Here is a 23,147-nt window from a genome sequence, read left to right on the forward strand (position 1 = left end):
TCGAAGCCGGGCTGGAGGCAGGCCGACCTCCAAGCCTGCATTCCATGCCGTATTCCTCACCCACACCCCGCGTCGCCCCGCGATGATGGTCCCCTCGCAGCTTGGAAGGGCGGCAGGGGATGCGGCGACTCGTCTGGCTTGGGTTCGCGCTGGTGCTGGCAATGTTCGGCTTGCCCGCCGCCCGTGCCGCCACCGATTGGTCTGCCCTGGCGCGGCCGGCGTTCCGCCATCTGGGTTTTGACGAGGGCCTGCCGCACCCCATCGTCACCGCGCTGGCGCAGGACCGCGTGGGTTTTCTGTGGATCGGCACCCAGGGCGGCCTGGCCCGCTACGACGGCCACCGCCTGCGCCGCTACCCCGGCGGTGACGGGCCCGGCGCCTTGGCCGACCCCAACATCCAGGCCCTGCACGTCGACGCCCAGGGCCGCCTGTGGGTGGCCACGCGCGGCGCCGGCCTGCTGCGCCACGAACCCGAGAGCGACCGCTTCCTGCCCGTGCCAGCACTGGGCCTGCAGGGCATCTGGGCGCTGCTGGACGAAGGGCCCGACGCCCTCTGGCTGGCCAGCGAGGCCGGGCTGCTGCGCCTGCAGCAGGGCCAGGCGCAGGCTTGGCCGGCCGCCGACCCGCTGGCGCCCCTGCTGCAGGCGCCGCAGCGCGCGCTGGCGCGCGCGGCCGATGGGAGCCTCTGGGTGGGCGGCGCGCTGGGGCTGGTGCACATCCGGCAGGGCAGGGCGGAGCGGGTCGGGCCGGCCACGGGCATCACGGCGCTGCTGGCCGAGCCCGACGGCACGCTCTGGGTGGGCAGCAGCGCCGGCCTGGGTCGGGTGACGCCGGCCGGTGCCTGGGAAACGGTCTGGCCGGCCGAGCATCCGCAGCTCAGCGGCCGTGGCGTGCAGGCCCTGCTGCGTGTGGCGCCGGACGAGCTCTGGGTGGCCGGCTATGGCAATGGCGTGGCGCGCTTTCCCGGGCCGGCCGCGGCGGCGCTGCGCCACGACCCCTATGTGACCAGCAGCCTGGCCTCGGACGGCGTGCGCGCGCTGCTGCGCGACCGCTCGGGCCTGGTCTGGCTGGGCACCGACCAGGGCCTGGACCGGCACGACCCCCAGGCCCAGGGCTTCGTGAACCTGCTGCACTCGCCGCGCCAGCCCGAGGGCCTGGCGGACCGCCACGTCGTGCACATTGGCGCCGGGCCGACGCCCGAGCAATGGCTGCTCGGCTACGGCGGGCAGGGCCTGGGCCTCTTGAGCACGCCGGCGGATGGCCCGGCGCGCCTGCTGCCGCTGCAACTGGACAGCCCGGGCGCGGCATTGCCGCTGCAGCAGCAGCGCGTGCTGGCCAGCGTCTGGCAAGGGCAGCACCTGTGGGTGGGCACGCTGCAGGGCCTGTACCGGGTGGACTGGGCGGCACGGCGTGCCGAGCGCGTGGCGCTGCCCAGCGCCCAGCCGCATCCGCGCGTGGATGCGTTGATGGTGGACCGCGCCGGCGGGCTCTGGGTCGGCAGCACCGAGGGCCTGCTGCGCCAGCGCCCCGGTGGCTTCGAGCTGCTGCGCCACGAACCGGGCCGCCGCGACAGCTTGCCGCACAACCGCGTCAATGCCCTGCTGCAGGACCAGCAGGGCCGCATCTGGGTGGGCAGCAACGGCGGGCTCTCGCGCTGGCTGGGCGAGGCGCGCTTTGCCAACCATGTGCGCGACCTGCGCCGCCCCGACAGCTTCTGCCACAGCGACGCCGTCTCGCTGCGCGAGGACGCCAAGGGGCGGTTGTGGATCGCCACCCTTGGGGGCGGCCTGTGCCTGCTGCAGGACGAGGCGGGCAGCCGCTTCCGGCACTTCGGCCGCGCCGAGGGGCTGCCGCACGACAACGTCGGCGGCCTGCAGGTCGACGGCCAGGGCCTGCTCTGGGCCAGCAGTGCCGATGGCCTGTTCAGCCTGGAGCCGAACGGTGCGCAGCTGCGCAGCTTCGGTCTGAGCGAGGGCGTGGCGGTGCGCAGCTTCTGGGTCGATTCGGCGGCGCGCACCGCGCAGGGCGAGCTGCTGTTTGGCGGCGGGGGTGGCCTGGTGGTGGTGCGTCCCTCGCGGGTGCCCGGTGCGGCCGCGGCGCCGCCGCTGGTGGTGAGCAGCCTGCGCGTGGACGGCCAGCGCCGCCACCTGCCCGCCAGCGGGCTGCGCCTGGCGCCCGGCCTGCAGTCGCTGCAGATCGAGTTCAGCGCGCTCGACTTCCGGGCCGCCGAACGCCTGCGCTACCGGCATCGCCTGCTGGGGCTCGAAGAGGCCTGGACCGAGGGCGATGCCAGCCAGCGCGTTGCCACCTTCAGCCGCCTGCCGCCGGGCCGCTACGAACTGGAGCTGCAGGCCGCCTTGCCGGGCGAGGACTGGTCGGCCGCGCTGCGCGTGCCGGTCGAGCAGCTGCCGGCCTGGTGGCAGACCTGGTGGGCGCGTGCCCTGGCCCTGTTGGCCGTGGCGCTGGCGCTGGCCGGCCTGGTGCAGCTGCGCACGCGCAGCCTGCAGCGCCAGCGCCAGGTGCTGGAGGCCGAGGTGGCGCAGCGCACGCAGGAGCTCTCCACCGCCAATGCCACGCTGGCGCGCAGCGCCGACACCCTGAGCCTGCTGGGCGACACCGGCAAGGCCCTGACTGCGCAGCTGGACCTGCAGGCCATCTGCGCCACCCTGCACCGGCAGCTGGCCCGCCTGCTGCCGGTGGATGCGTTTGGCGTGGCCCTGCTGGAGCCCGATGGCCGGCAGCTGCGCTTTCCCTACTACTTCGAAGACCGCCTGGTGCAGGGCGACACGGTGCAGCTGGACGACCCGCTGTCATTGAGCGCGCGCGCCTTCCGCGAGGACCGCGAGCTCGACGTGCTGGACGAGCAAAGCAGCGAGGCCGCGCCCGAGGTGGAGGGCATCGAGGTGGGCGAACCGATGCGCTCGCTGGTGTTCCGGCCGCTCACGCTGAACGAGGAGCGCATCGGCATCGTCACCATGCAGAGCCGGCGCGCCCAGGCCTATGGGCCGCAGGAGCTCGACATCTTTCGCAGCCTGGTGGCCTATGCGGCCATCGCCATCGGCAATGCGCGCGCCTTCGCGGCGCTGCAGCAGGCGCAGGCGCAGCTGGTGGAGCATGCCAAGCTGGCCTCGCTGGGCCAGCTGGTGGCCGGGGTGGCGCATGAGGTCAACACGCCGCTGGGCATTGCGGTGACGGCCAGCTCGCACCTGCTGGAGCGCACCCAGCAGGTGCAGGCCGAGCTGCAGGCGCAGCGGCTCTCGCGCGGCGGGCTGGCCGGCTTTCTGCAGGAGGCCGAGCACACCGGCCAGGTGCTGGAGCAGAACCTGCGCCGTGCCGCCGGGCTGATCGAGCACTTCAAGGAGGTCTCGGTGGACCGCACCTCGGACGGGCAGCGCCGCTTCGAACTCGGCCCCTATCTGGACGAGCTGCTGGAGAGCCTGCGCCCGAGCTGGAAGCACCGGCCGGTGGGGGTGGAGTGCGCCGTCGAGCCCGGCCTGTGGATGGACAGCTTTCCGGGGGCGCTCGGCCAGGTGCTCAGCAACCTGGTGCAGAACGCGCTGCTGCACGCCTTCGCGCCCGAGCAGCCCGGCCAGATCCGCATACGCGCCGAGCGCCTGGGCGAGAGCCAGCTGCGCCTGGAGGTGGCGGATGACGGCCGCGGCATCCCGGCCGAGCACCTGGCACGCGTCTTCGACCCCTTCTTCACCACCAAGCGCGGCCAGGGTGGCACCGGGCTGGGCTTGCACATCAGCTACAACCTGGTGGTGCAAAAGCTGCAGGGTCTGATCCGCGTGCACAGCGCGCCCGGCCAGGGCTGCCGCTTCGAGCTGCTGCTGCCCTGCGTGCTGGCGCCGGCCGCCCGCCCCGAACCTGGAACATGAATACTGCCATGACCCGCCTGATCTTGCTTGGCGCCTTGCTGCTGAGCGCCTGCGCCAGCGGCCCTTCCGAGCCCCCGGGGCCGGCGGCCAAGGAAACCATCCTGGCCGTCACCGCCGACCACCGCCTGATCCGCTTCAACGCCGGCCAGCCGCAGCGCCTGCTGGCCAGCCTGGCGCTGCGCGGGCTCAAGCCCGGCGAGCGGGTGCTGGGCATCGATTTCCGCGTGGCCCGCAACCAGCTCTACCTGCTGGCCAGCAGCGGCCAGCTGTACCGCGTGAAGGTGGCCAGCGCGCAGCTGGAACCCGTGGGCGAGCCGCAGCCCCTGCCCAACGGCGGCGCTGGCGAGTGGGGCTTCGACTTCAACCCCACGGTGGACCGCATCCGTGTCGTCAACAGCCATGGCGCCAATCTGCGCCGGCACCCGGACACCGGCGCCCAGGTCGATGGCGACCCCAACCAGGCCGGCCTGCAGGGCGATGCCCTGCTGCAGTTCGACCCCAGCGACCGCCATGCCGGCCAGCGCGCCGAGGTGGTGGCGGCCGCCTATACCTACAACAAGGACGACGAGAAGCTCACCACCAACTACGCCATCGACGCCGCGCGCGGCCTGCTGCTCACCCAGGGCAGCCGCGAAGGCGTGCAGCCCGTGGTCTCACCGAACAGCGGCCGCCTGTTCACGGTCGGCTCACTGGGGCTCAAGCCCTTCGTGAGGGCGCAGTTCGACATCTCCGATGTGCGCAATCTGGCCTATCTGGCGGTGGACGGGCAGGGCGCTGGCGACACCTTGTTCCAGGTGGACCTGGGCAGCGGCCAGGCGCGCCGCATCGGATCCCTGGTCGGCGGCGTCAGCCTGCGCGGCCTGGCCATCGAGCCCTGAAGCCGGCTGCTGCGCCAGCCAGCGGCGCAGGCCCTGCTCGCCGGCGCGCATCACCGCATGATGGTTCCAGCGGAACAGCGGCGCCAGCCAGCGCAGGCTGCGTCGCATCCAGGGCTTTTGCACATCCACCGCCCAGCAGTAGCGCACGCAGGTCTGCGCGCCCTCGGTCCAGAGCGTCCATTCCCCTTCGCCCTGCAGATGGCCGACGGCGCGGCCGGCGAGGCGGCGTTCGCGTTCGGCGGCGGTGCAGGTCATCACCAGGCTGAGCGAGTAGGGCAGGCGGGTGCGCCAGCGCAGGTGCCGCACCGCACCCACGCCCTGACCGGCGCGCAGCGTCTGCACCTCGGCCACATAGGGCCACCACTGTGGCCAGTCTTCCACCCTTGTGAGGGCCCGCCAGACGGCGGTCGGCGTGGCGTCCAGGCGCCACAGGGTTTCAAGCTGGAAGGCCGGGGGCGGGGTGTGCATGCCCCCTGTACGCGCCGGCGGACGGCCTGGATGCAGTTCAGGGCTTGACGGTTGGCCAGCCGCGCTTGACCCATTCGGACATGCCGCCCTCGACGTACTGCACCTGCGTGTAACCGGCCTCGCGCAGCTTCTGTGCGGTGGCCTTGGAACGGTTCTGCGTGCGGCAGATCAGCAGCAGGGGCTCGTCCTTGCCCGGCAGCTCGGCCAGGCGCTGGGGCAGCTGGCTCATGGGCAGCAACTGGGCCCCTTCGGCCACGCCGGCGGCGTGCTCGGTGGGCTCGCGGATGTCGATCACGCGCAGCTTCCCCTGGCCCAGGGCCTCGCGGGCGACTTCCAGCGGCACGCTGGGAGCCGGCTGGGCCTGAAGGGCCAGGGCGGGGCAAAGCAGCAGCAGGGTGCGGCGGGCGAGTTTCATGGCGGGCAAGAAGGGAGCGGGCAGCGGGCCGACATTCTGCGGCGTGTGCCGTCATCCTGGGGCAAACCCGCTCCTGCGAAAGGAGGGGATGGCCGGCGCGTCGGGCTGCGGCATAGTCGCCGCGCCTTGCTACGCTGGCCGGGTTGGCTGGCTGTTCCGTCTGTGGAGTCCGCATGTCCGCGCGTATGTCCCGTCTTATTCCTGTGTTTGCCGGACTGGTGTTGGCGCTCAGCGGTGCACGCGCCGAGCCCCTGTCCTTCCAGCTGAGCTACCAGGATCTGGCGCGAGTGGCGGCGCAGGGCGTGGCGCCGCTGGTGTGGCAGGTGCAGCCGGACATGGTGCGGCGCGTGCTGCAGGCCTACACCTCGCTGAACGGGGTGGAGCGCCTCGAAGTGCATGAATGGCAGGGCGGGCTGATGGCGCGCGTGGACCGCAGCCTGCCGCTGCCCCAGGGGCCGCGCTGCGAGCTCAGCGAGCCCATCGTGCACGAAGGCCGCTCCATCGGCCGCCTGGTGCTGACCCTGCGCTGCGGCTGAGCCTCGGCCTCGAATCCCGGGCCCGACAATCCGGGCCATGAACACCACCCTGACGATCACCCGGCCGGACGACTGGCATCTGCATGTGCGCGACGGCACCGCGCTGCAGTCCGTGCTGCCCTACACGGCGCGCCAGTTCGCCCGTGCCATCGTGATGCCCAATCTGCGCCCGCCCGTCACGACGAGCGCCCAGGCCGTGGCCTACCGCGAACGCATCCTGGCCGCGCGGCCCCAGGAAGGCCCGGGCAGCGACTTCCAGCCGCTGATGACGCTGTACCTGACCGACAACACGCCGGTCGCCGAGATCGAGGCCGCCAAGGCGGCCGGTGTGGTCGCGCTCAAGCTCTACCCGGCCGGGGCGACGACCAACAGCGACGCCGGTGTCACCGACATCCGCAAGACCTACAAGACCCTGGAAGCGATGCAGCGCGCCGGCCTGCTGCTGCTGGTGCACGGTGAGGTGACGGATGGCGAGATCGACGTGTTCGACCGCGAGGCCGTCTTCATCGACCAGGTGATGCGCCCGCTGCGTGCCGACTTCCCCGAGCTCAAGGTGGTGTTCGAGCACATCACCACCAAGGAAGCCGCCGAGTACGTGGCTGCGGCTGACCGCTACACCGCCGCCACCGTCACGCCGCAGCACCTGCTCTACAACCGCAACAGCATCTTCATGGGCGGTCTGCGCCCGCACTACTACTGCCTGCCGGTGCTCAAGCGCGAGGTGCACCGCCAGGCCCTGCTCAAGGCCGTGGCCAGCGGCAGCCCGAAGTTCTTCCTGGGCACCGACAGCGCTCCGCATGCGGCGCAGCTGAAGGAGGCCAGCGTGTGCGGCGCCGGCTGCTTCACCGCCCCGGCCGCACTGGAGCTCTACGCCGAGGCCTTCGAGGCCCTGGGTGCGCTGGACAAGTTCGAAGCCTTCGCCAGCCACCATGGCCCGGACTTCTACGGCCTGCCGCGCAACACCGGCACCGTCACCCTGGTGCGCGCGCCGCAGACCCTGCCCGAGACCCTGCCCTTTGGCGACAGCCTCATCAAGCCCCTGCGTGGGGGCGAAACCCTCTCTTGGAAACTGCAGGCATGACCGCTGACCGTCCCACCCGCATCGCGCTGCTGATCGATGCCGACAACTCTCCCGCCGGCAAGATCGACCTGATCCTCACCGAGCTGGCCACGCTGGGCGTGGCCAATGTGCGCCGTGCCTATGGCAACTGGAAGAAGGACGCCCTCAAGGGCTGGGAGAAGCTGCTGCACGAGCACGCCATCCGCCCCATGCAGCAGTTCGACTACAGCAAGGGCAAGAACGCCAGCGACATGGCCATGGTCATCGACGCCCTGGAGCTGCTTTACACCGACAAGCCCGACGCCTTCGGCATCGTCAGCAGCGACGCCGACTTCACGCCCCTGGTCATGCATCTGCGCGCCAAGGGCGCGGCGGTCTACGGCTTCGGCAACCGCCAGACCCCGCAGCCCTTCGTCAACGCCTGCTCGCAGTTCCTCTACCTGGACAAGGTGGAGAGTGCCGGCAGCGGCGGCGCCAATGCGCCCCAGCGCATGAGTGGCAGCCAGCTGCGCCAGGACGGCAAGCTCGTGACCCTGCTGCGCCACGCCGTGCAGGCGGCGGCCGGCGAGGAAGGCTGGGCCATGGCCGGCAATGTCAGCCAACAGATCCGCAACCAGGCACCGTTCGACCCGCGCAACTACGGCTACCCCAGCTTCAGCCGCCTGCTCGAAGCCACCAATCTGTTCGAACTGCGCCGCGAAGGCTCGGTGGCCTGGGTGCGCGACCGCCGCGAGGGCAAGCCCGATTCACGCGCTGACGTGGAGGGTGGCCGCACGGAGACGCCGGAGGTCCGTGAACCCCGTGAGAGCCGCGAGCCGCGGGAGCCCCGTGAGCCCCGTGAGCCCCGTGAAGGACGCGGCGAACGCCGCCGCGGCGAGCGCGGCCGGCGCCAGGCCACCGAGACCGCGACGCCCCATGAGCCGATGGTGGAGCTGGTGGCCGAGCCGCTGCCGGCCCCCGCTGCGGTGGCCGACCCGGTGGCCGAGGTGCTCGCCGACCTGATGGCCGAGCCGAGCACCGAGCCCGCCAGCGCGCCCGCCCCGGCGCCGAAGAAGCGCGCACCCCGCAAGAAGGCAGCGGCCGCACCGGCCGCCGAGCCCGCCGCGGTGGAAGCCCCAACCCCGGCCCCGCGCCGCCGCCGCACCAAGGCGGCCTGAGCTTGCCGCTGCCGCCCGGCTTCATCGACGCCCCCTGGTGCGTGCCGCTGCGTGCCGCCTGGGCGCGCATGGGCCCCGGCGGCACCGTGGCCGAACGGCTGAACCAGGCCGGCCTGGCGCCGCGCCGCTTCGTCCCCCAGGCCGAATTGCCGGCGGGGGAGGCCTACGAGGCCTTCATCGCTCGCAGCGGCCAGGTGCCCACGCGCGACAACGCGCACGACCTGCTCAACGGCCTGCTGTGGTGCGCCGAGCCCGCGCGCAAGGCGCGGCTGAACGAGCTGCAGGCGCAGGCGATCGCGGCACAGGGCAGCAGCGGCCCGCGCGGCCCGTTGCGCGATGCGCTCACCCTGTTCGACGAGAACGGCGCCTGGTGGCCCGACTGCCCGCCCGCGCTGGCCGAAGCCTGGCGCCAGCGTGACTGGCCACGCCTGTTCCTGAGCCTGCGCGGCCAGTGGCAGAGCCGCCCGCGCCTGTTCGGCCATGCGCTGCTGGAGCAGCTGGCGCTGGCCCCGCGCAAGCCCTTGTGCGCCCATGTGCTGCTGGCCGACCCACTGACCCTGAACGCCGCCGACTGGGCGGCCAAACCCTTTCTGCCCCTGCCGGTCTTGGGCGTGCCCGGCTGGTGGCCGGCCAACGCGAGCCCCGACTTCTACGATGATCCGGCCGTCTTCCGTCCCTTGAGAGTGAAGCTCCCCGCATGAAGCGATTCCTGATGCTCCTGGGCGCGCTGCTGTGTGGCGCCGCGCTGGCCCAGGAGGCCCCGCCACCGGCTCCGCCGGCCCCAGCGGCTTCCGAGCCGGCGGCGCCCCTGTCCGCCACCGCGCGCCGCCTGTTCGATGGCGCACGCGCCAATCTGCTGCAGGTGCGCACCCTGCTGGCCCAGCAGGACAGCCAGGCCAGCGTCGGCTCCGGCTTCGTGGTCAGCGAGGACGGCCTGATCGTCAGCAACTACCACGTCGTCAGCCAGGCGGCGCTGGAACCCGAGAGCTACCGCCTGCGCTTCCAGACCGCCGACGGCAAGCGCGGCAAGCTGCAGATCCTGGCCATCGACGTGCGCCGCGACCTGGCCCTGCTGCGCGCCAGCAGCGAAAAGGATGAGCCGCTGCGCTGGTCCAACCCGCTGCGCTTTCGCCCCGCTGCCGAGAAGCTCGACAAGGGCGACCGCATCTATTCCCTTGGCCACCCGCACGACGTCGCCTTCGCCATCGTCGAGGGCAATTACAACGGTCTGGTCGAACGCAGCTTCGACGACCTGATCTATTACGCCGGCTCGCTGAACCCCGGCATGAGCGGCGGCCCGGTGCTGGACGATCGCGGCCGCGTTGTGGCGGTGAACGTCTCGACCCTGCTGTTCTCGCAGCAGATGAGCTTCCTGATTCCGGGCGGTTTTGCCGAGGCCCTGCTGGAGCGCGAGCGCGGCCATGCCCCGCTGCGCGGCCCGGCCTGGGCGCAGGCGCGCGATCAACTGCTGGCCTACAGCGACGAGCTGGTCAAGGCCTTTATGGCGCAGCCCTGGCAGGATTGGGGCCACGCCCGCTACCGCCTGCCGATCCCGCAGGAGCGCTTCCTGCGCTGCTGGGGTCGCAGCGCCGACCCCGAAAGCAAGGGCCTGCAGTTCGCGCGCAGCCAGTGCCGTCAGGATCACGCGCTCTTCATCAACAACAGCCTGCAGACGGGTTATCTGGAGGTGCAGGCCGAGGTCTATGACGGCGCCAAGCTCGGCGCGCTGCGCTTTGCCAAGCAGTACACGCAGAGCTTCCGCAACGAGAACCTGGGCCGCCCGAACGACCGCGACCGCACCGCTCCGCACTGCACCGAGAGCTTTGTGGACGCCCAGGGCCTGCCGGCGCGCGCCGTCATTTGCCTGCGGGCCTACCGCAAGATGGAAGGCGTGCACGACCTCACCGTGCTGCTGACGGCGGTGGACCACCCGACCCAGGGCCTGCTGGGCCGCTTCGATGCCCGCGGCGTCAGCTTCGACGCCGCCATGCAGTTGGCCCGCCACTTCATTCAGGGCTACGGCCGCAAGGGAGCGGCACGATGAACCGCAAACCCTTGGCCTACATCGATGTGCTGGACGGCGACCAGGCGCGCAGCAGCCTGGCCGTCTACCCCGACGAGGACGGCAGCGCGCGCCTGCGCATCGGCCGCAGCTTCGATTGCGCACTCAACCTGGACGACGCCCATCTTGCGCCCGAGCACGCCGAGCTGCACATCCACGCCGAACCCCAGGCCACGCTGACCCTGCTGCCCAGCCTGAACGGCGCCTGGCAGGGTCTGCACCATCTGCGCGCCGGGGCCACGCTGAAATGGGCGGCCGATGGCGTGATCCAGCTTGGCCATACGCGATTGAGGCTGCGCCACGCGGCCGCGCCGCTGGCCGAGGAGCTGGCGCCGCTGCAGACCAGCCGCCAGGGCCTGTCCAGCGGCCTGCAGATGCTCCTGCTGCTGCTGGCGGTGGGCGGCCTCTCGGCCTTCGAGTTCTGGCTCGGCGCCGAGCCCGACACGCCCTGGTCCGCCCATCTGCGCCCGCTGCTGATGCTGGGGGCTGCCGTGAGCATCTGGGCCGCACTGTGGGCCTTGCTCACCCAGCTGTTCCAGCGCCGCTTCCCCTTCCAGCTGCACCTGCGCCGCACCCTGCTGGTGTTGCTGGGGGTGACGGTGTTGGACGGCCTGCTGAGTGCCGGCGCCTACATCGCCTCGGCGCCCTGGCTGATGGTGCCGGCCACGCTGTTGCCCGGCTTGGCATTGGCCGGCCTGGTGGTGTGGCAGGGCCGCATCGCCCTGCCCAAGCGCCGCAAGATGCTCAACGCCCTGGTACTCAGCGCGCTGGCCACCTGGCTCATCTTTGCCTGGAATGCGCAGGAGCAGCGCCAGTACCGCTGGCGCCCGCCCTACCTGGCCACGCTGCTGCCGCCGCAGCTGCGCGCCGCGCCGCTGCGCCCGGTGGACGCGCTGCTGAAGGATGCCGCTGCGCTGCGCGAACCTCTGGCGGCCAAGGCCAAGCGCGACCCGCAGGGCAATGAGATCGGCGACGAAGACTGATGACGGACAATGCGCCCGTCGTGAAGCACTCCAGACCGCCGCTGGTGCAATCGCCGAAAGGCCGCACTGGAGGAAGGTCCGGACTGCACAGAGCAGCGTAGGGGGTAACACCCCTCCGGCGTGAGCCGAGGATCAGAGCAACAGAGACGAGTCCATGGTCTCAAGGAAGGCGCGGTGCAAGCTGCCACTTCCTGAATCCGACCCACAGGGCCTGGCTTGCCGGGCATGCTGGGCGGGGCGCCGCAAGGCGAGGGCCATGGGGTGAAACGGGCAATCTCTACGCGCAGCAACACCAAGTAGGCCGGTTTTGAGGTGGCTCGCTGAGCCGGCGGGTAGGTGGCATCGAGCCGGGGTGTGAGCCCCGGCCCAGAGGAATGGCGGTCACCGGCCCCGCAAGGGGTCGGACACAGAATCCGGCCTATCGGGGTGCTTCACGACACCTTTGGCGGCAAAGCCCTGACGGATGGGTTGCAGGGTGCCGCGCCCTGATACTGGCTTGCTTCGCCGTACCGAGCTCAGCGCCCATGCATCCCCAAGCCGCCACGCTCTGGCGCTACCCCCACTGGACCCTGGCCGTGCTGCTGGCCGGTCTGGGCATGATCGGGCCCTTCTCGATCGACACCTACCTGCCCGCCTTCGAGGGCATCGCGCGCAGCACCGGCGCCACGCCCGTGCAGCTGCAGCAGACCCTGTCCAGCTACCTGCTGGGCTTTGCGGTGATGAATCTGTTCCACGGCGCGCTGTCCGACTGCTTCGGGCGCCGGCCGGTGGTGCTGGGCGGCATGGCGCTGTTCACGCTGGCCTCGGTCGGCTGCGCGCTCTCCCAGCACATCGAGACGCTGATCCTCTTCCGGGCGTTGCAGGGCGTCAGCGCGGGCGCCGGCATGGTGGTCTCGCGCGCCGTCATCCGCGACCTGTTTCCGCCCTCCGAGGCGCAGCGCGTGATGTCGCAGGTCACGATCTTCTTCGGCGTGGCGCCGGCCATCGCGCCGCTGGTGGGGGGCTATCTGTACGTGCATGCCGACTGGCACGCCATCTTCTGGTTCCTGGCCGGCGTGGGCCTGCTGCTGCTGACGATCAACTGGCGCCTGCTGCCCGAAAGCCTGCCGCCGGAGTCGGTGCAGCCTTTTGCCGTCAAGCCGCTGATGCGCGGCTACAGCGGCCTGCTGCGCAACCCGCGCTTCCTGCTGCTGGTGCTGGCCAGTGGCATCCCCTTCAACGGCATGTTCCTGTACGTGCTGGCGGCGCCCACCTTCCTGGGCCAGCACCTGGGCTTTGCGCCCACGCAGTACTTCTGGTTCTTCCTCTGCACCATCGGCGGCATCATGGGCGGTGCGGCGCTGAGCGGGCGCCTGGCCGGGCGCATCAAGCCCCATGTGCAGATTCGGCGCGGCTTCAGCATCATGGTTGCCGCCACCTTGCTGAACCTGCTGCTGAACCTGCTGCTGCCCGGCCACGAGGTCTGGAGTCTGCCGCTGATCGGGCTCTTCAGCCTGGGCTGGGCGCTGATGGTGCCGGTGGTCACGCTGATGGTGCTGGACCAGGCGCCGGACCGGCGCGGCATGGCGAGCTCGCTGCAGTCGGCCATCGCCGCCGGTGCCAACGCCCTGGTGGCGGGCGCGCTGGTGCCGCTGGTGATGCACTCGCTGATCGGGCTGGCACTGACCTCGGCCGGCTTCATGCTGGTGGGTTTGGTGGCATGGCGCACGGTGCGGCGCGCACTGCCGGTCAGCCCCGATGCTTGAACTGCGGCATCCGCGCTAGGCTCGGGCCACTTCAGATGCAGGAGCGGCGATGCGCTGGCTGGGAATGCTGTGCCTGGTGGTGGCGATGCAAACGGCCGGCGCGCAGCCGGTGCTGCGCTTTTGCGCCGAAGACGAGGACAGCCACCCCTGGCTGCTGAAGGGCGGACGCGGGCTGAACATGGTCATGCTCGGCGCCGTGGAAGAGCGCCTGGCCCTGCGCATCCTGGTGGAGCGCCAGCCTTGGAAGCGCTGCCTTCAATCCCTGCGCGACAACCTGGTGGACGGCGCCTTCAAGGCCAGCTTCAGCGCCGAGCGCCAGGCCTTCGCCCATTACCCGCTGCGCAACGGCCGGGTGGACGAGGAGCGGCGCATGCTCACCGAGAGCTACCACCTGTTTCGCCGCAAGGGCACCGCCGTGCACTGGGATGGCCAGCAGCTGCAGGTCGGTGAGCGCCCGGTGGGCGCGCAGGCGGGCTTTTCCATCGTGCCCTGGCTGCAGGCCAAGGGCCTGAAGGTGGACGAGGGCACGCGCCAGGCCGAGGCGGTGCTGACCAAGCTGGTGCGCGAGCGCATCGACGCCGCCGCGCTGCAGACCCAGCAAGCCGAGCACCTGATCCGCAAGCACCCCGAGTGGGCCGGGCTGATCGAGCGCCTGGAGCCCCCGCTGGTGGCCAAGCCCTATTACCTGCTGCTGTCGCGCGCCCTGGTGCTGCGCGATGGCGCGCTGGCCGAACGCATCTGGGATGCGGTGGGGGCGGTGCGCGAGTCGCCGGCCTACCAGCAGGCGGTCGCCGAGTTCGATTGAGAACTGGCGGGTGAACGCCGCCCAATTCAAGCTGGCCCTGGCCGCTGCCGATAGCTGCACCATGCGCCTGACCCGCCTCTGCCTTGCCCTGGCCCTGCTGGCCGCCCCCGCCGTTCACGCCGAAGAGCCGGCCAAGGACCTGCGCCAGCGCCTGGCCGAGAAGCTGGAGAAGGAGCCGTCCAAGGCGCTGCAGCTGCGCAACCAGGCCGCCAAGCCCGGGGCGGACCGGGCAGCAGGCAAGCCGGCGGCCAAGTCGACCGTCAAGCCGCACTGGGGCTATACCGGCGAGGGCGCCCCCGACCGCTGGGGCGAGTTGGCCCCCGAGAACCGCCTGTGTGCCATCGGCACGCGGCAGACCCCGATCGACATTCGCGACACCCTGAAGGTCGATCTCGAGCCCATCCAGTTCGAGTACCGCCCCAGCAGCTTCTCCGTCATCGACACCGGCCACAGCATCCAGGTCAATGTCGAGCCCGGCAACTTCCTGAGCGTGATGCAGCGCCGCTACGAGCTGCAGCAGTTCCACTTCCACAAGCCCAGCGAAGAACGCATCAACGGGCGCGGCTACGACCTCTCCGCCCATCTGGTGCACAAGGACGAAGCCGGCCGCCTGGCCGTGCTGGCCGTGCTGCTGGAGCGCGGCAGCGACCAAACCCAGGTGCAGCAGGTGCTCAACCACCTGCCGTTGGAAAAGCACCAGCTCAATCCGGCCTCGGGCACTCTCGACCTGAACCTGCTGCTGCCGGCCGAGCGCGGCTACTACACCTTCATGGGGAGCCTGACCACGCCGCCCTGCAGCGAGGACGTGCTGTGGATGGTGATGCGCCAGCCCGTGCCCGTGGGCGCGCAGCAGCTCGCCATCCTGGCCAAGCTCTACCCGATGAATGCCCGGCCCATCCAGCCGGCCGGCGGGCGCATCGTCAAGGAATCCTTCTAAGGACGCGGGGCGCCATCACGGCGCCTCCCGGCTTCGCCCGCCCCAACCGGGGTCGGCCCAGGCGCGACCGATGGCCCGCGCCTCTTCAGCGCGGCGGCCTCAGAGCGTGTTCCGCAGCACCCACAGCAGACCCAGCAGCACGCCGCACAGCGCGGCGATGCCCAGCGCTGCGCGCAACAACCACGCCAATGCCGGACCCAGACCGCGACGCGGCTCGAAGAAGTCCGGCGCCGGGGGCTTGTAGCTGGCAAAGCCTTGGGCCAGCACACCGGCCAGCAGCAGCGCGGCTGCCGCCGGCAGCGGCAAGCCGGCCAGGCGGTGCGCCGCCAGGCTGAGCGCGGTCAGGGTCAGGAGCAGCAGCAGCAGCTGGGGCATCTGGCGGGGCATGGCGGCAGCATCCGGATTGATACGGAGGCGCATTCTGTGACGAGCTGCACTGCTCTTGAGGCGGTACTTTCGCTAACTCATGCAAGTGCTTTATTTGCAATGACTTTTGTCTTTTCGACTGCCTTCAAATGTCGTCCTAAGTACTTGATGCGACAGGAAGTTTTTTTGTTTCACGGACCTATGGAAGGGGATAAGGCGGGAGTAAAGTTGCGAAAAGTGGGTTTTAGTGGTTTAGCTGGGGGCGCGGCGTGGCCGACTCGATGGGCGAGGTGTTTCAGGGGACTTCGGTCTTGGCGATGGACGCCAAGGGCCGTACCGCTGTGCCTACGCGCTTTCGCGAGACCCTGGCGCAGCAGTGCGGCGGCCAGCTGACGCTGGTGAAGAGCCCTGAAGGCTGCCTGAAGCTCTACCCGCAGCCGATCTGGCTGGAACTGCGCGCCCGCCTGCTGGCCCTGCCGCAGGACGCCGCCGCCTGGCGCCGCTTCCTGCTGGGCAGCGCCCAGGACGTGGAGCTGGACAGTGCCGGCCGCTTCCTGATCGCGCCGGAGCTGCGCAGCTTCGCCAAGCTGCAGCGCGACCTGAAATTCATGGGCGTGGGCTCGCACTTCGAGCTCTGGGATGCCCAGGTGCATGCCGACCACGAGGCCGCCACCATGGCCTCGGCGATGCCGGCTTCCATTGCCGAACTGAACTTCTAAGGGGCTGCCCGCCGTGACTGCCCCTGACCGCGCCGACTCGAGCGCCGACCTGAGCGCAACCCGTCCGCACATCACCGTGCTGCTGCATGAGGCGGTGGACGCCTTGCTGCATGCCGAGGCCGACCTGAACGGCGTCTACGTCGACGGCACCTTCGGCCGCGGCGGCCACAGTCGGCTGCTGCTCTCGCGCCTGGGCCCGCAAGGCCGCCTGCTGGCGCTGGACCGCGACCCGGCCGCGCTGCAGGCCGGTCAGGCCATCGACGACCCGCGCTTTTCCATCCACCACGCGCGCTTTTCCGAGTGGGCCGAGGTGGCGGCCGATCAGGGCTTCCCGGCCGTGGACGGTCTGCTGCTCGACATCGGGGTCTCCAGCCCGCAGATCGACGCCCCCGAACGGGGTTTTTCATTCCGTGCCGACGGTCCGCTGGACATGCGCATGGACACGACCCGGGGCGAATCCGCTGCCGAGTTTCTGGCCCGCGCCGATGTGCGCACGCTGACGGAGGTGATTCGTGACTATGGGGAAGAACGGTTTGCTGGCCCGATTGCAAAGGCGCTTGTGGCTCGCCGCGAATCTGGCCCCGCGCTGGAACGCACCCGAGAGCTCGCCGAGCTTGTCGCGCGCGTCGTCAAGACCCGAGAGCCGGGGCAGGACCCTGCGACCCGCACGTTTCAAGCTCTACGGATTCACGTCAATGCCGAGCTTGAAGAGCTGCGCGGCGCGCTCGAGCCCAGCCTCCGGCATCTGAAGCTGGGCGGACGCTTGGGCGTCATCAGCTTCCACTCGCTGGAAGACCGCATCGTCAAGCGCTTCATCCAGCTGCACAGCAAGGACGAGCCGGACCGCCGCGCGCCCTTCGCGCCGCCGCGCGCCATGCCGCTGAAGGGCATTGCGCGCATCCACCCGGGCGCGGACGAAGTGGCCGCCAACCCGCGCTCGCGCTCCGCCGTGCTGCGCGTGGCCGAGCGCATCAACTGACATGTGGGTCCGCCTCAACGTGTTGCTGCTGATCGCATTGGTCCTGTCCAGCCTGTTCCTGGTGCGCCAGAGCTATGAGCACCGCCGTCTGTTCGCCCAGCTGGAGCGCGCCAAGTTCACCGCGCGCAAGCTGGACGCGGACCTGCAGCACCTGCAGGCCGAACGCGAGGCCGAGGCCACCAATCTGCGCGTCGAGCAACTGGCGCGCGAGCGCCTGCAGATGCGCCCCATCACCCCGGCCGTGACCCTGGGCACGGCTCCCGCCCCTTCCGCCACGCCCGCCGCCTCCGCGGCCTCGCAACCATGAAGCTGTTCCGTCGCAGCACCGAGGCTGCACAAACGCTGAGCTATGGCAGCAGCCCGCTGCTGAAGGTCAAGACGCCGGTCTGGCGTTCGCGCCTGCTGGTGGCGCTGATCGGCGCCTCCTTCCTGGGCCTGGTGGGGCGCGCGGTCTATGTGCAGGTCTGGGCCAAGGAGTTCTTCCAGGACCAGGGTGAGCAGCGCTACTCCGCCACCCTCGAGCTGCCCGCGAACCGTGGCCGCATCCAGGACCGCAATGGTCAGCTGCTCGCTGCCAGCGTGGCCGTGCCCTCGGCCTGGGCCGTGCCCCAAGAGGTGGACCGCAGCCGCCTGGACGAGCTGGCCAAGCTGCTCGACCTGCCGCGCGCCGAGCTGGAGAAGAAGCTCGCCACCGAGGGCAAGTTCACCTGGCTCAAGCGCGAGCTCGACGACGCCAGCTCCCAGGCCCTGAAGGACGCCAAGATCAAGGGCGTCTACCAGGACCGCGAGTTCCGCCGCCGCTACCCGGAAGGGGAGGCCTCGGCCCATGTGGTGGGCTTCACCAATCTGGAAGACCGCGGCCAGGAAGGCATCGAGCTCGCCTTCCAGCGCCAGCTGCAGGGTCAGGACGGCCGTCGCGCCGTGCTGCGCGACCGCCTGGGCCGCATCGTCGAGGACATCGGCGACGAGCTGCCGGCCCAGAACGGCCGCGACGTGCAGCTCTCGCTCGACGCCAAGGTGCAGTTCTTCGCCTACCAGCGCGTGCGCGACGCCGTGGCCGAGCACAAGGCCAAGGCCGGCTCGGTGGTGGTGCTGGATGCGCAGACCGGCGAAATCCTGGCGCTGGCCAACTACCCCAGCTTCGACCCGGCCGCGCGCAAGAACCTCACCGGCGCCCAACTGCGCAACCGCGCCCTCACCGACGTGTTCGAGCCCGGCTCGACGATGAAGCCCTTCATCGCGGCGATCGCGCTGGAGAGTGGCCGCTTTCGTCGCGACAGCATCATCAACGTCGCGCCGCGCTCGATCGGCTTCAACGGCTTCTACCCCAGCGATGTGCATGCCTATGGCGACCTGACGCTGGACGGCGTGATCCAGAAGTCCAGCAACATCGGCGTGGCCAAGATCGCCATGCAGTTCCAGCCCAAGGACCTGCATGAGATGTACACCAGCATCGGCCTGGGCCAGCGGCCGCAGCTGCAGTTCCCGGGGGCCGTGAGCGGCAAGCTGCGGCCCTGGAAGAGCTGGCGCCCGGTCGAGCAGGCCACCATGAGCTACGGCTACGGCCTCTCGGCCAGCCTGTTGCAGCTGGCGCGCGCCTACACCGCCTTTGCGCATGATGGCGAGCTGCTGCCGGTGACGCTGAACAAGCGCGCCCCCGACGAGCACCCCGCCGGTGTGCGCGTGTTCTCGCCCGAGACCGCGCGTGCCGTGCGCGAGATGCTGCAGCTGGCCGCCAGCCCCGGTGGCACCGGCCCCAAGGCCCAGGTGCTGGGCTACAGCGTGGGCGGCAAGAGCGGCACCGCGCACAAGCAGGAAGGCGCGGGCTACGCCGGCCGCAAGTACCGCAGCTGGTTCGTGGGCCTGGCCCCGGTGGCCAAGCCGCGCATCGTCGTGGCGGTGATGGTGGATGAGCCCAGCAACGGCGTGTACTACGGCGGCGCCGTGGCCGCCCCGGTGTTCAGCCAGGTGGTGGCCCAGACCCTGCGCCTGATGCATGTGCCGCCCGATCTGGACGTGCAGAGCCAGATCGTGGCCATGAACAACAACCAAATCAAACCGGTGCTGGAGAGCTTCTGATGGGAGTCACGCGCCTCAAATCCCCCGAAGCCGCCGCCCGCTGGCTACGCGAGTGGTGCACCGGCACGCTGGTGAGCGACAGCCGTGCCGTGCGCCCGGGCGATGCCTTCGTGGCCTGGCCGGGCCATGTGCGCGACGGCCGCAGCTTCGTGAAGCAGGCGCTGGCGGCCGGTGCGGCCACCTGCCTGGTCGAGGCCGAAGGCCTGGAGGCCTTTGGCTTCGATGACGCCCGCGTGGCCGCGCTGCCCGAACTGAAGCGCCACACCGGCGCCATCGCCGCCGAGTTCTTTGACCAGCCCACCCAGGCGCTGGATGTCATCGCCGTCACCGGCACCAATGGCAAGACCAGCACCGCCTGGTGGACGGCGCAGGCCCTGAGCCTGGCCGGGCGCCGCTGCGGCGTGGTGGGCACCCTGGGCGTGGGCGAGCCGCCCGCACCCGACGGCCGCGCCGCGGCCATGCCGGTCGAATACACCGGCCTGACCACCCCCGACCCGGTGCGTCTGCAGCAGGGCTTCAAGGCCATGCGCGACGCCGGCTTTGCCGCCTGCGCCATCGAGGCCAGCAGCATCGGCATCGAGGAACACCGCCTGGGCGGCGTGCAGATCAAGGTGGCGCAGTTCACCAATTTCACGCAGGACCATCTGGACTACCACGGCGACATGACCGCCTACGCCGCCGCCAAGCGCAAGCTGTTCGACTGGCCCGGCCTGCAGGCCGCGGTGCTGAACAGCGATGACCCGCAAGGCGCCGCCTGGGCCGCCGAGCTGCAGGGCCGCTACGAGCTCTGGACCGTGGGCACGGCCGCCGCCGCCCGCGTGCGCGGTGCCAATCCGCACTACACCGCGCAGGGCCTGGCCTTCGATGTCATCGAGGGCAGCGAGCAGCGCCGCGTGCAGACCGGCCTGATCGGCGACTACAACCTGCACAACTGGCTGGGCGTGCTGGCGGCGCTGCGCGCGCTCGGCCTGCCGCTGGATGCGGCGATTGCCGCCTGCAGCCCGGTGACGCCGGTGCCCGGCCGCATGCAGCGCATCGGCACCGGGCGCGAGCTGCCCATGGTGGTGGTGGACTACGCCCACACCCCCGACGCGCTGGACAAGGCCCTCTCCGCCCTCAAGCCCCTGGCCGCGGCGCGCGCGGGCAAGCTGCACGTCGTGTTCGGCTGCGGGGGCGACCGCGACCGCGGCAAGCGCCCGCAGATGGGTGCCATCGCCGCGCGTCTGGCCGATGCCGTCGTCATCACCAGCGACAACCCGCGCACCGAAGCCCCGGCGCAGATCCTGGCCGACATCGCGGCAGGCGTGAGCGGCGCCCACCAGGCGATCGAGAACCGCGCCGAGGCCATCCGCGCCGCCGTGCTCGGCGCCGCGCGCGAGGACCTGATCGTCATCGCCGGCAAGGGCCATGAGGACTACCAGGAGATCCAGGGCGTCAAGCATCCGTTCGACGATGCCTTGCAGGCGCGCGCCGCCCTGATCGAAAGGGCCGGTCTGTGATGTGGACCCTGGGTGAAGCCTGCAGCGCCCTGCAGGCCCGTGGCATCGCAGCCGAACTGCTCGGCGATGCCACCGTCGCCTTCCAGCGCGTGCACACCGACACGCGCAGCCTGCAGGCCGGCGACCTGTTCGTCGCCTTGAAGGGCGAGCGCTTCGACGCGCACGACTTTCTGCCCCAGGCCGCCGCGGCCGGGGCCGTGGCGGTGATGGCCGAGCGCGGCGTTGAAAACCTGAACGGCCTCCAGGTGCCCGACAGCCGCGCCGCGCTGGCCGCGCTGGCCGGGGCCTGGCGTGCCAAGAAGCTGCTGCCCGTGATTGCCGTCACCGGCTCGAACGGCAAGACCACGGTGACGCAGATGATCGCCAGCATCCTGCGCGCCTGGGTCGGCCCCGAGGCCACGCTGGCCACGGCCGGCAACTTCAACAACGACATCGGCGTGCCGCTCACGCTGCTGCGCCTGCGCCAGAACGAAGAAGGCGTGTGGCACCGCGCGGCGGTGGTCGAGATCGGCATGAACCACCCGGGCGAGATTGCGCCCCTGGCCCAGCTGGCCGCCCCCACCGTGGCCCTGGTGAACAACGCCCAGCGCGAGCACCAGGAGTTCATGGCCACCGTGGAGGCTACGGCGCGCGAGAACGGTGCCGTCTTCCTGGCCCTGCCGCCCAGCGGTACCGCGGTGTTCCCGGCCGACGACGCCTGCGCACCGATCTGGTGGGACCTGGCCGGCGACCGTGCCCACCTGACCTTCGCGCTGCAGGGCGGCGCCGACCTCACCGCCGACGCCACCTGGCAGGACAGCCACTGGGCGATCGAGCTGCACACCCCGGCCGGCGAACTGCCGGTGGTCTTGCCGATGCCCGGCGTGCACAACCTGCGCAATGCGCTGGCGGCCGCCGCCTGCGCGCTGGCCGCCGGCGCGCCGCTCGCCGCAGTGCGCGAAGGTCTGCAAGGCTTCCAGGCCGCCAAGGGGCGTTCGCAGCTGCATGCCCTGCGCCTGGAGGGGCGCAGCGTCACGCTGGTGGACGACAGCTACAACGCCAACCCCGATTCGATGCGCGCTGCCATCGAGCTGCTGGCCGGCCTGCCCGGCCCGCGCTGGCTGCTGATGGGCGACATGGGCGAAGTGGGCGATCAAGGCCCAGCCTTCCACGCCGAAGTGGGCCAGCTGGCGCGTGAACGCGGCATCGAGCACCTGTGGTGTGCCGGCACGGCCGTGCAGCACGCGGCCACGGCCTATGGGCCGGGCGCACGTGTGTTCGCCGATGCCGCGGAGCTGGCGGCTGCTCTCGGCGCCGAGCGCCCCACGGCGGCCTCGGTGCTGGCCAAGGGCTCGCGCTTCATGCGCATGGAGCAGGCCGTGCAGGCGCTGCAGGCACTGAACGACAAGGGAGACGCCGCATGCTGATCGTGCTGGCCGAATGGCTGCAGGCTCTGATGCCCGACTGGGGCTGGCTGCGCGTGTTCCAGTACATCACCTTCCGCGCGGTGATGGCGGCCCTGACGGCGCTGCTCATCGGCTTGGCCTTCGGGCCCTGGGTGATCCGCTACCTGACCTCGTTGAAGATCGGTCAGCCGGTGCGCGAGTACGGCGTGCAGACCCACCTGAAGAAGAGCGGCACACCCACCATGGGCGGCGTGCTGGTGCTGATCGGCATCGCCGTCTCGACCCTGCTGTGGTTCGACTGGAGCAACCGCTTCGTCTGGGTGGTGATGGCCGTGACCCTGGGCTTCGGTGCCGTGGGCTGGGTGGACGACTGGCGCAAGGTCGTCGACAAGAACCCCGAGGGCATGCGCAGCCGCGAGAAGTTCTTCTGGCAATCGCTGATCGGCCTGCTGGCCGCGATCTACCTGGCCTTCTCGGTCTCCGAGGTCAATGCCCTGCGCGTGGCCGAGCTGTTCTTCCGCTGGGTGACGAGCGGCTTCTCCACCGAGTTGCCGCCCAAGGCCGACCTGATCGTGCCCTTCTTCAAGACCATCAGCATGCCGCTCGGGGTCTGGGGCTTCATGGCCTTTGCCTACTTCGTCATCGTGGGCGCCAGCAACGCCGTGAACTTCACCGACGGCCTGGACGGCCTGGCCATCATGCCGGTGGTGATGGTGGGCTCGGCCCTGGGCGTGTTCGCCTACGCCACCGGTTCGGCGGTGTTCAGCCGCTACCTGTTCCTGCCCCACATCCCCGGTGCCGGCGAGCTGCTGATCTTCTGCTCGGCCATGGCCGGCGCGGGCCTGGCCTTCCTGTGGTTCAACGCCCACCCGGCCCAGGTCTTCATGGGCGATGTCGGGGCGCTTTCGCTGGGCGGCGCGCTGGGCACGATTGCCGTCATCACGCGCCAGGAGATCGTGCTGGCCATCATGGGCGGCATCTTCGTGGCCGAGACCTTGAGCGTGATGCTGCAGGTCAGCTGGTTCAAGTACACGAAGAAGAAGTACGGCGAGGGCCGGCGCCTGTTCCGCATGGCGCCGCTGCACCACCACTTCGAGAAGAAGGGCTGGACCGAGACGCAGGTGGTGATCCGCTTCTGGATCATCACCATGCTGCTCTGTCTGGTCGGTCTGGCTTCACTCAAGCTGCGCTGA

At 70.7% G+C, this 23,147-nt stretch carries 19 protein-coding genes, 1 other RNA gene and 2 pseudogenes; 19 read left to right on the forward strand and 3 right to left on the reverse strand.

The genetic code is table 11. The features are described from left to right. Window positions 1-119: 119 nt before the first annotated feature. Together ACE3QP_RS07200 and ACE3QP_RS07205 are read left to right on the forward strand one after the other, a co-directional pair. Window positions 120-3,881 (forward strand): two-component regulator propeller domain-containing protein, encoded by a 3,762-nt coding sequence (locus ACE3QP_RS07200; RefSeq protein ID WP_374434802.1) that lies wholly within the window; start codon window positions 120-122, stop codon window positions 3,879-3,881. Window positions 3,882-3,889: 8 nt separating this feature from the next. Beyond that, entirely contained in the window at window positions 3,890-4,759 is an 870-nt protein-coding gene (locus tag ACE3QP_RS07205) for a DUF4394 domain-containing protein (RefSeq protein WP_374434804.1), read from the forward strand. A gap of 78 nt (window positions 4,760-4,837) precedes the next feature. Here the strand turns inward: ACE3QP_RS07205 and ACE3QP_RS07210 are convergent. Both ACE3QP_RS07210 and ACE3QP_RS07215 read right to left on the reverse strand, forming a co-directional pair. Beyond that, window positions 4,838-5,227, reverse strand: a pseudogene (locus tag ACE3QP_RS07210) (SRPBCC family protein); the annotation flags it as partial. Between the two features lie 37 nt (window positions 5,228-5,264). After that, entirely contained in the window at window positions 5,265-5,642 is a 378-nt protein-coding gene (locus ACE3QP_RS07215) for a rhodanese-like domain-containing protein (RefSeq protein WP_374434805.1), read from the reverse strand. 173 nt (window positions 5,643-5,815) lie between these two features. Here ACE3QP_RS07215 and ACE3QP_RS07220 point away from each other — a divergent pair, with 173 nt between their 5' ends. From ACE3QP_RS07220 to ACE3QP_RS07265, 10 genes and pseudogenes are all read left to right on the forward strand, one after another. Beyond that, on the forward strand, window positions 5,816-6,178 hold the full coding sequence (locus tag ACE3QP_RS07220; protein WP_374434807.1) for a hypothetical protein: 363 nt from the start codon (window positions 5,816-5,818) through the stop codon (window positions 6,176-6,178). Between the two features lie 37 nt (window positions 6,179-6,215). Beyond that, window positions 6,216-7,259 carry a dihydroorotase gene (gene pyrC / locus ACE3QP_RS07225; RefSeq protein ID WP_374434809.1) on the forward strand — a complete coding sequence of 348 codons (1,044 nt, stop codon included), beginning with the start codon at window positions 6,216-6,218 and terminating at the stop codon, window positions 7,257-7,259. After that, window positions 7,256-7,987 (forward strand): annotated as a pseudogene (locus ACE3QP_RS07230) (NYN domain-containing protein); the annotation flags it as partial. The gene pyrC and the pseudogene ACE3QP_RS07230, both read left to right, overlap by 4 nt. Before the next feature lie 410 nt (window positions 7,988-8,397). Then, window positions 8,398-9,096, forward strand: coding sequence for a DUF3025 domain-containing protein (locus ACE3QP_RS07235; protein WP_374434810.1), 699 nt, complete (start codon window positions 8,398-8,400; stop codon window positions 9,094-9,096). Then, window positions 9,093-10,439, forward strand: coding sequence for a serine protease (locus ACE3QP_RS07240; RefSeq protein WP_374434812.1), 1,347 nt, complete (start codon window positions 9,093-9,095; stop codon window positions 10,437-10,439). Before ACE3QP_RS07235 ends, ACE3QP_RS07240 begins: the two co-directional genes overlap by 4 nt. After that, window positions 10,436-11,440 (forward strand): FHA domain-containing protein, encoded by a 1,005-nt coding sequence (locus tag ACE3QP_RS07245; RefSeq protein WP_374434813.1) that lies wholly within the window; start codon window positions 10,436-10,438, stop codon window positions 11,438-11,440. The genes ACE3QP_RS07240 and ACE3QP_RS07245 overlap by 4 nt, the downstream gene beginning before the upstream one ends. Window positions 11,441-11,462: 22 nt before the next feature. Then, window positions 11,463-11,877: RNase P RNA component class A (gene rnpB / locus ACE3QP_RS07250), an RNA gene on the forward strand. An 87-nt stretch (window positions 11,878-11,964) separates the two neighbouring features. After that, on the forward strand, window positions 11,965-13,185 hold the full coding sequence (locus ACE3QP_RS07255; RefSeq protein WP_374434815.1) for a multidrug effflux MFS transporter: 1,221 nt from the start codon (window positions 11,965-11,967) through the stop codon (window positions 13,183-13,185). Between the two features lie 49 nt (window positions 13,186-13,234). Then, window positions 13,235-13,990, forward strand: a complete 756-nt coding sequence (locus ACE3QP_RS07260; RefSeq protein WP_374434817.1) for a hypothetical protein — start codon at window positions 13,235-13,237, stop codon at window positions 13,988-13,990. A gap of 10 nt (window positions 13,991-14,000) precedes the next feature. Continuing rightward, window positions 14,001-14,927: a carbonic anhydrase gene (locus ACE3QP_RS07265; protein WP_374434818.1), complete on the forward strand. Its 927-nt coding sequence runs from the start codon at window positions 14,001-14,003 to the stop codon at window positions 14,925-14,927. A 99-nt stretch (window positions 14,928-15,026) separates the two neighbouring features. Here ACE3QP_RS07265 and ACE3QP_RS07270 read toward each other — a convergent pair whose 3' ends face one another. Beyond that, complete coding sequence (locus ACE3QP_RS07270; protein WP_374434820.1) at window positions 15,027-15,314, reverse strand: hypothetical protein; 288 nt, start codon at window positions 15,312-15,314, stop codon at window positions 15,027-15,029. A gap of 269 nt (window positions 15,315-15,583) precedes the next feature. Between ACE3QP_RS07270 and mraZ the strand changes: the two genes are divergently transcribed. Genes mraZ through mraY form a run of 7 tightly spaced genes read left to right on the forward strand, consistent with a single transcriptional unit; the run spans window position 15,584 to window position 23,147 of the window. After that, window positions 15,584-16,012 carry a division/cell wall cluster transcriptional repressor MraZ gene (gene mraZ / locus ACE3QP_RS07275; RefSeq protein ID WP_198112765.1) on the forward strand — a complete coding sequence of 143 codons (429 nt, stop codon included), beginning with the start codon at window positions 15,584-15,586 and terminating at the stop codon, window positions 16,010-16,012. A gap of 49 nt (window positions 16,013-16,061) precedes the next feature. After that, the gene (gene rsmH, locus ACE3QP_RS07280) at window positions 16,062-16,991 is read left to right on the forward strand and encodes a 16S rRNA (cytosine(1402)-N(4))-methyltransferase RsmH (RefSeq protein ID WP_374434904.1); all 930 of its coding nucleotides are present in this window, start codon (window positions 16,062-16,064) and stop codon (window positions 16,989-16,991) included. Window position 16,992: 1 nt separating this feature from the next. Beyond that, window positions 16,993-17,298: a cell division protein FtsL gene (ftsL, locus tag ACE3QP_RS07285; RefSeq protein ID WP_374434822.1), complete on the forward strand. Its 306-nt coding sequence runs from the start codon at window positions 16,993-16,995 to the stop codon at window positions 17,296-17,298. After that, the gene (locus ACE3QP_RS07290; RefSeq protein WP_374434824.1) at window positions 17,295-19,070 is read left to right on the forward strand and encodes a peptidoglycan D,D-transpeptidase FtsI family protein; all 1,776 of its coding nucleotides are present in this window, start codon (window positions 17,295-17,297) and stop codon (window positions 19,068-19,070) included. Before ftsL ends, ACE3QP_RS07290 begins: the two co-directional genes overlap by 4 nt. Further along, entirely contained in the window at window positions 19,070-20,569 is a 1,500-nt protein-coding gene (locus ACE3QP_RS07295; RefSeq protein WP_374434825.1) for a UDP-N-acetylmuramoyl-L-alanyl-D-glutamate--2,6-diaminopimelate ligase, read from the forward strand. The genes ACE3QP_RS07290 and ACE3QP_RS07295 overlap by 1 nt, the downstream gene beginning before the upstream one ends. Beyond that, window positions 20,569-21,975, forward strand: a complete 1,407-nt coding sequence (gene murF, locus ACE3QP_RS07300) for a UDP-N-acetylmuramoyl-tripeptide--D-alanyl-D-alanine ligase (RefSeq protein ID WP_374434827.1) — start codon at window positions 20,569-20,571, stop codon at window positions 21,973-21,975. The genes ACE3QP_RS07295 and murF overlap by 1 nt, the downstream gene beginning before the upstream one ends. Continuing rightward, the gene (gene mraY, locus ACE3QP_RS07305) at window positions 21,969-23,147 is read left to right on the forward strand and encodes a phospho-N-acetylmuramoyl-pentapeptide-transferase (protein ID WP_198112697.1); all 1,179 of its coding nucleotides are present in this window, start codon (window positions 21,969-21,971) and stop codon (window positions 23,145-23,147) included. Before murF ends, mraY begins: the two co-directional genes overlap by 7 nt.

Source organism: Inhella sp. (genome assembly GCF_041912635.1).
Classification (GTDB): Bacteria; Pseudomonadota; Gammaproteobacteria; order Burkholderiales; family Burkholderiaceae_C; genus Inhella.

Bases quoted from the DNA above. Each gene is read 5' to 3' on its own strand.
- ACE3QP_RS07245 (WP_374434813.1), top strand. From the start codon at position 10,436: ATGAACCGCAAACCCTTGGCCTACATCGATGTGCTGGACGGCGACCAG.
- murF (WP_374434827.1), top strand. From the start codon at position 20,569: ATGTGGACCCTGGGTGAAGCCTGCAGCGCCCTGCAGGCCCGTGGCATC.
- mraY (WP_198112697.1), top strand. From the start codon at position 21,969: ATGCTGATCGTGCTGGCCGAATGGCTGCAGGCTCTGATGCCCGACTGG.
- ACE3QP_RS07290 (WP_374434824.1), top strand. From the start codon at position 17,295: ATGAAGCTGTTCCGTCGCAGCACCGAGGCTGCACAAACGCTGAGCTAT.
- ACE3QP_RS07240 (WP_374434812.1), top strand. From the start codon at position 9,093: ATGAAGCGATTCCTGATGCTCCTGGGCGCGCTGCTGTGTGGCGCCGCG.
- ACE3QP_RS07200 (WP_374434802.1), top strand. From the start codon at position 120: ATGCGGCGACTCGTCTGGCTTGGGTTCGCGCTGGTGCTGGCAATGTTC.
- ACE3QP_RS07255 (WP_374434815.1), top strand. From the start codon at position 11,965: ATGCATCCCCAAGCCGCCACGCTCTGGCGCTACCCCCACTGGACCCTG.
- ACE3QP_RS07205 (WP_374434804.1), top strand. From the start codon at position 3,890: ATGACCCGCCTGATCTTGCTTGGCGCCTTGCTGCTGAGCGCCTGCGCC.
- ACE3QP_RS07220 (WP_374434807.1), top strand. From the start codon at position 5,816: ATGTCCGCGCGTATGTCCCGTCTTATTCCTGTGTTTGCCGGACTGGTG.
- ACE3QP_RS07215 (WP_374434805.1), bottom strand. From the start codon at position 5,642: ATGAAACTCGCCCGCCGCACCCTGCTGCTGCTTTGCCCCGCCCTGGCC.
- ftsL (WP_374434822.1), top strand. From the start codon at position 16,993: ATGTGGGTCCGCCTCAACGTGTTGCTGCTGATCGCATTGGTCCTGTCC.
- ACE3QP_RS07260 (WP_374434817.1), top strand. From the start codon at position 13,235: ATGCGCTGGCTGGGAATGCTGTGCCTGGTGGTGGCGATGCAAACGGCC.
- ACE3QP_RS07270 (WP_374434820.1), bottom strand. From the start codon at position 15,314: ATGCCCCGCCAGATGCCCCAGCTGCTGCTGCTGCTCCTGACCCTGACC.
- ACE3QP_RS07295 (WP_374434825.1), top strand. From the start codon at position 19,070: ATGGGAGTCACGCGCCTCAAATCCCCCGAAGCCGCCGCCCGCTGGCTA.
- pyrC (WP_374434809.1), top strand. From the start codon at position 6,216: ATGAACACCACCCTGACGATCACCCGGCCGGACGACTGGCATCTGCAT.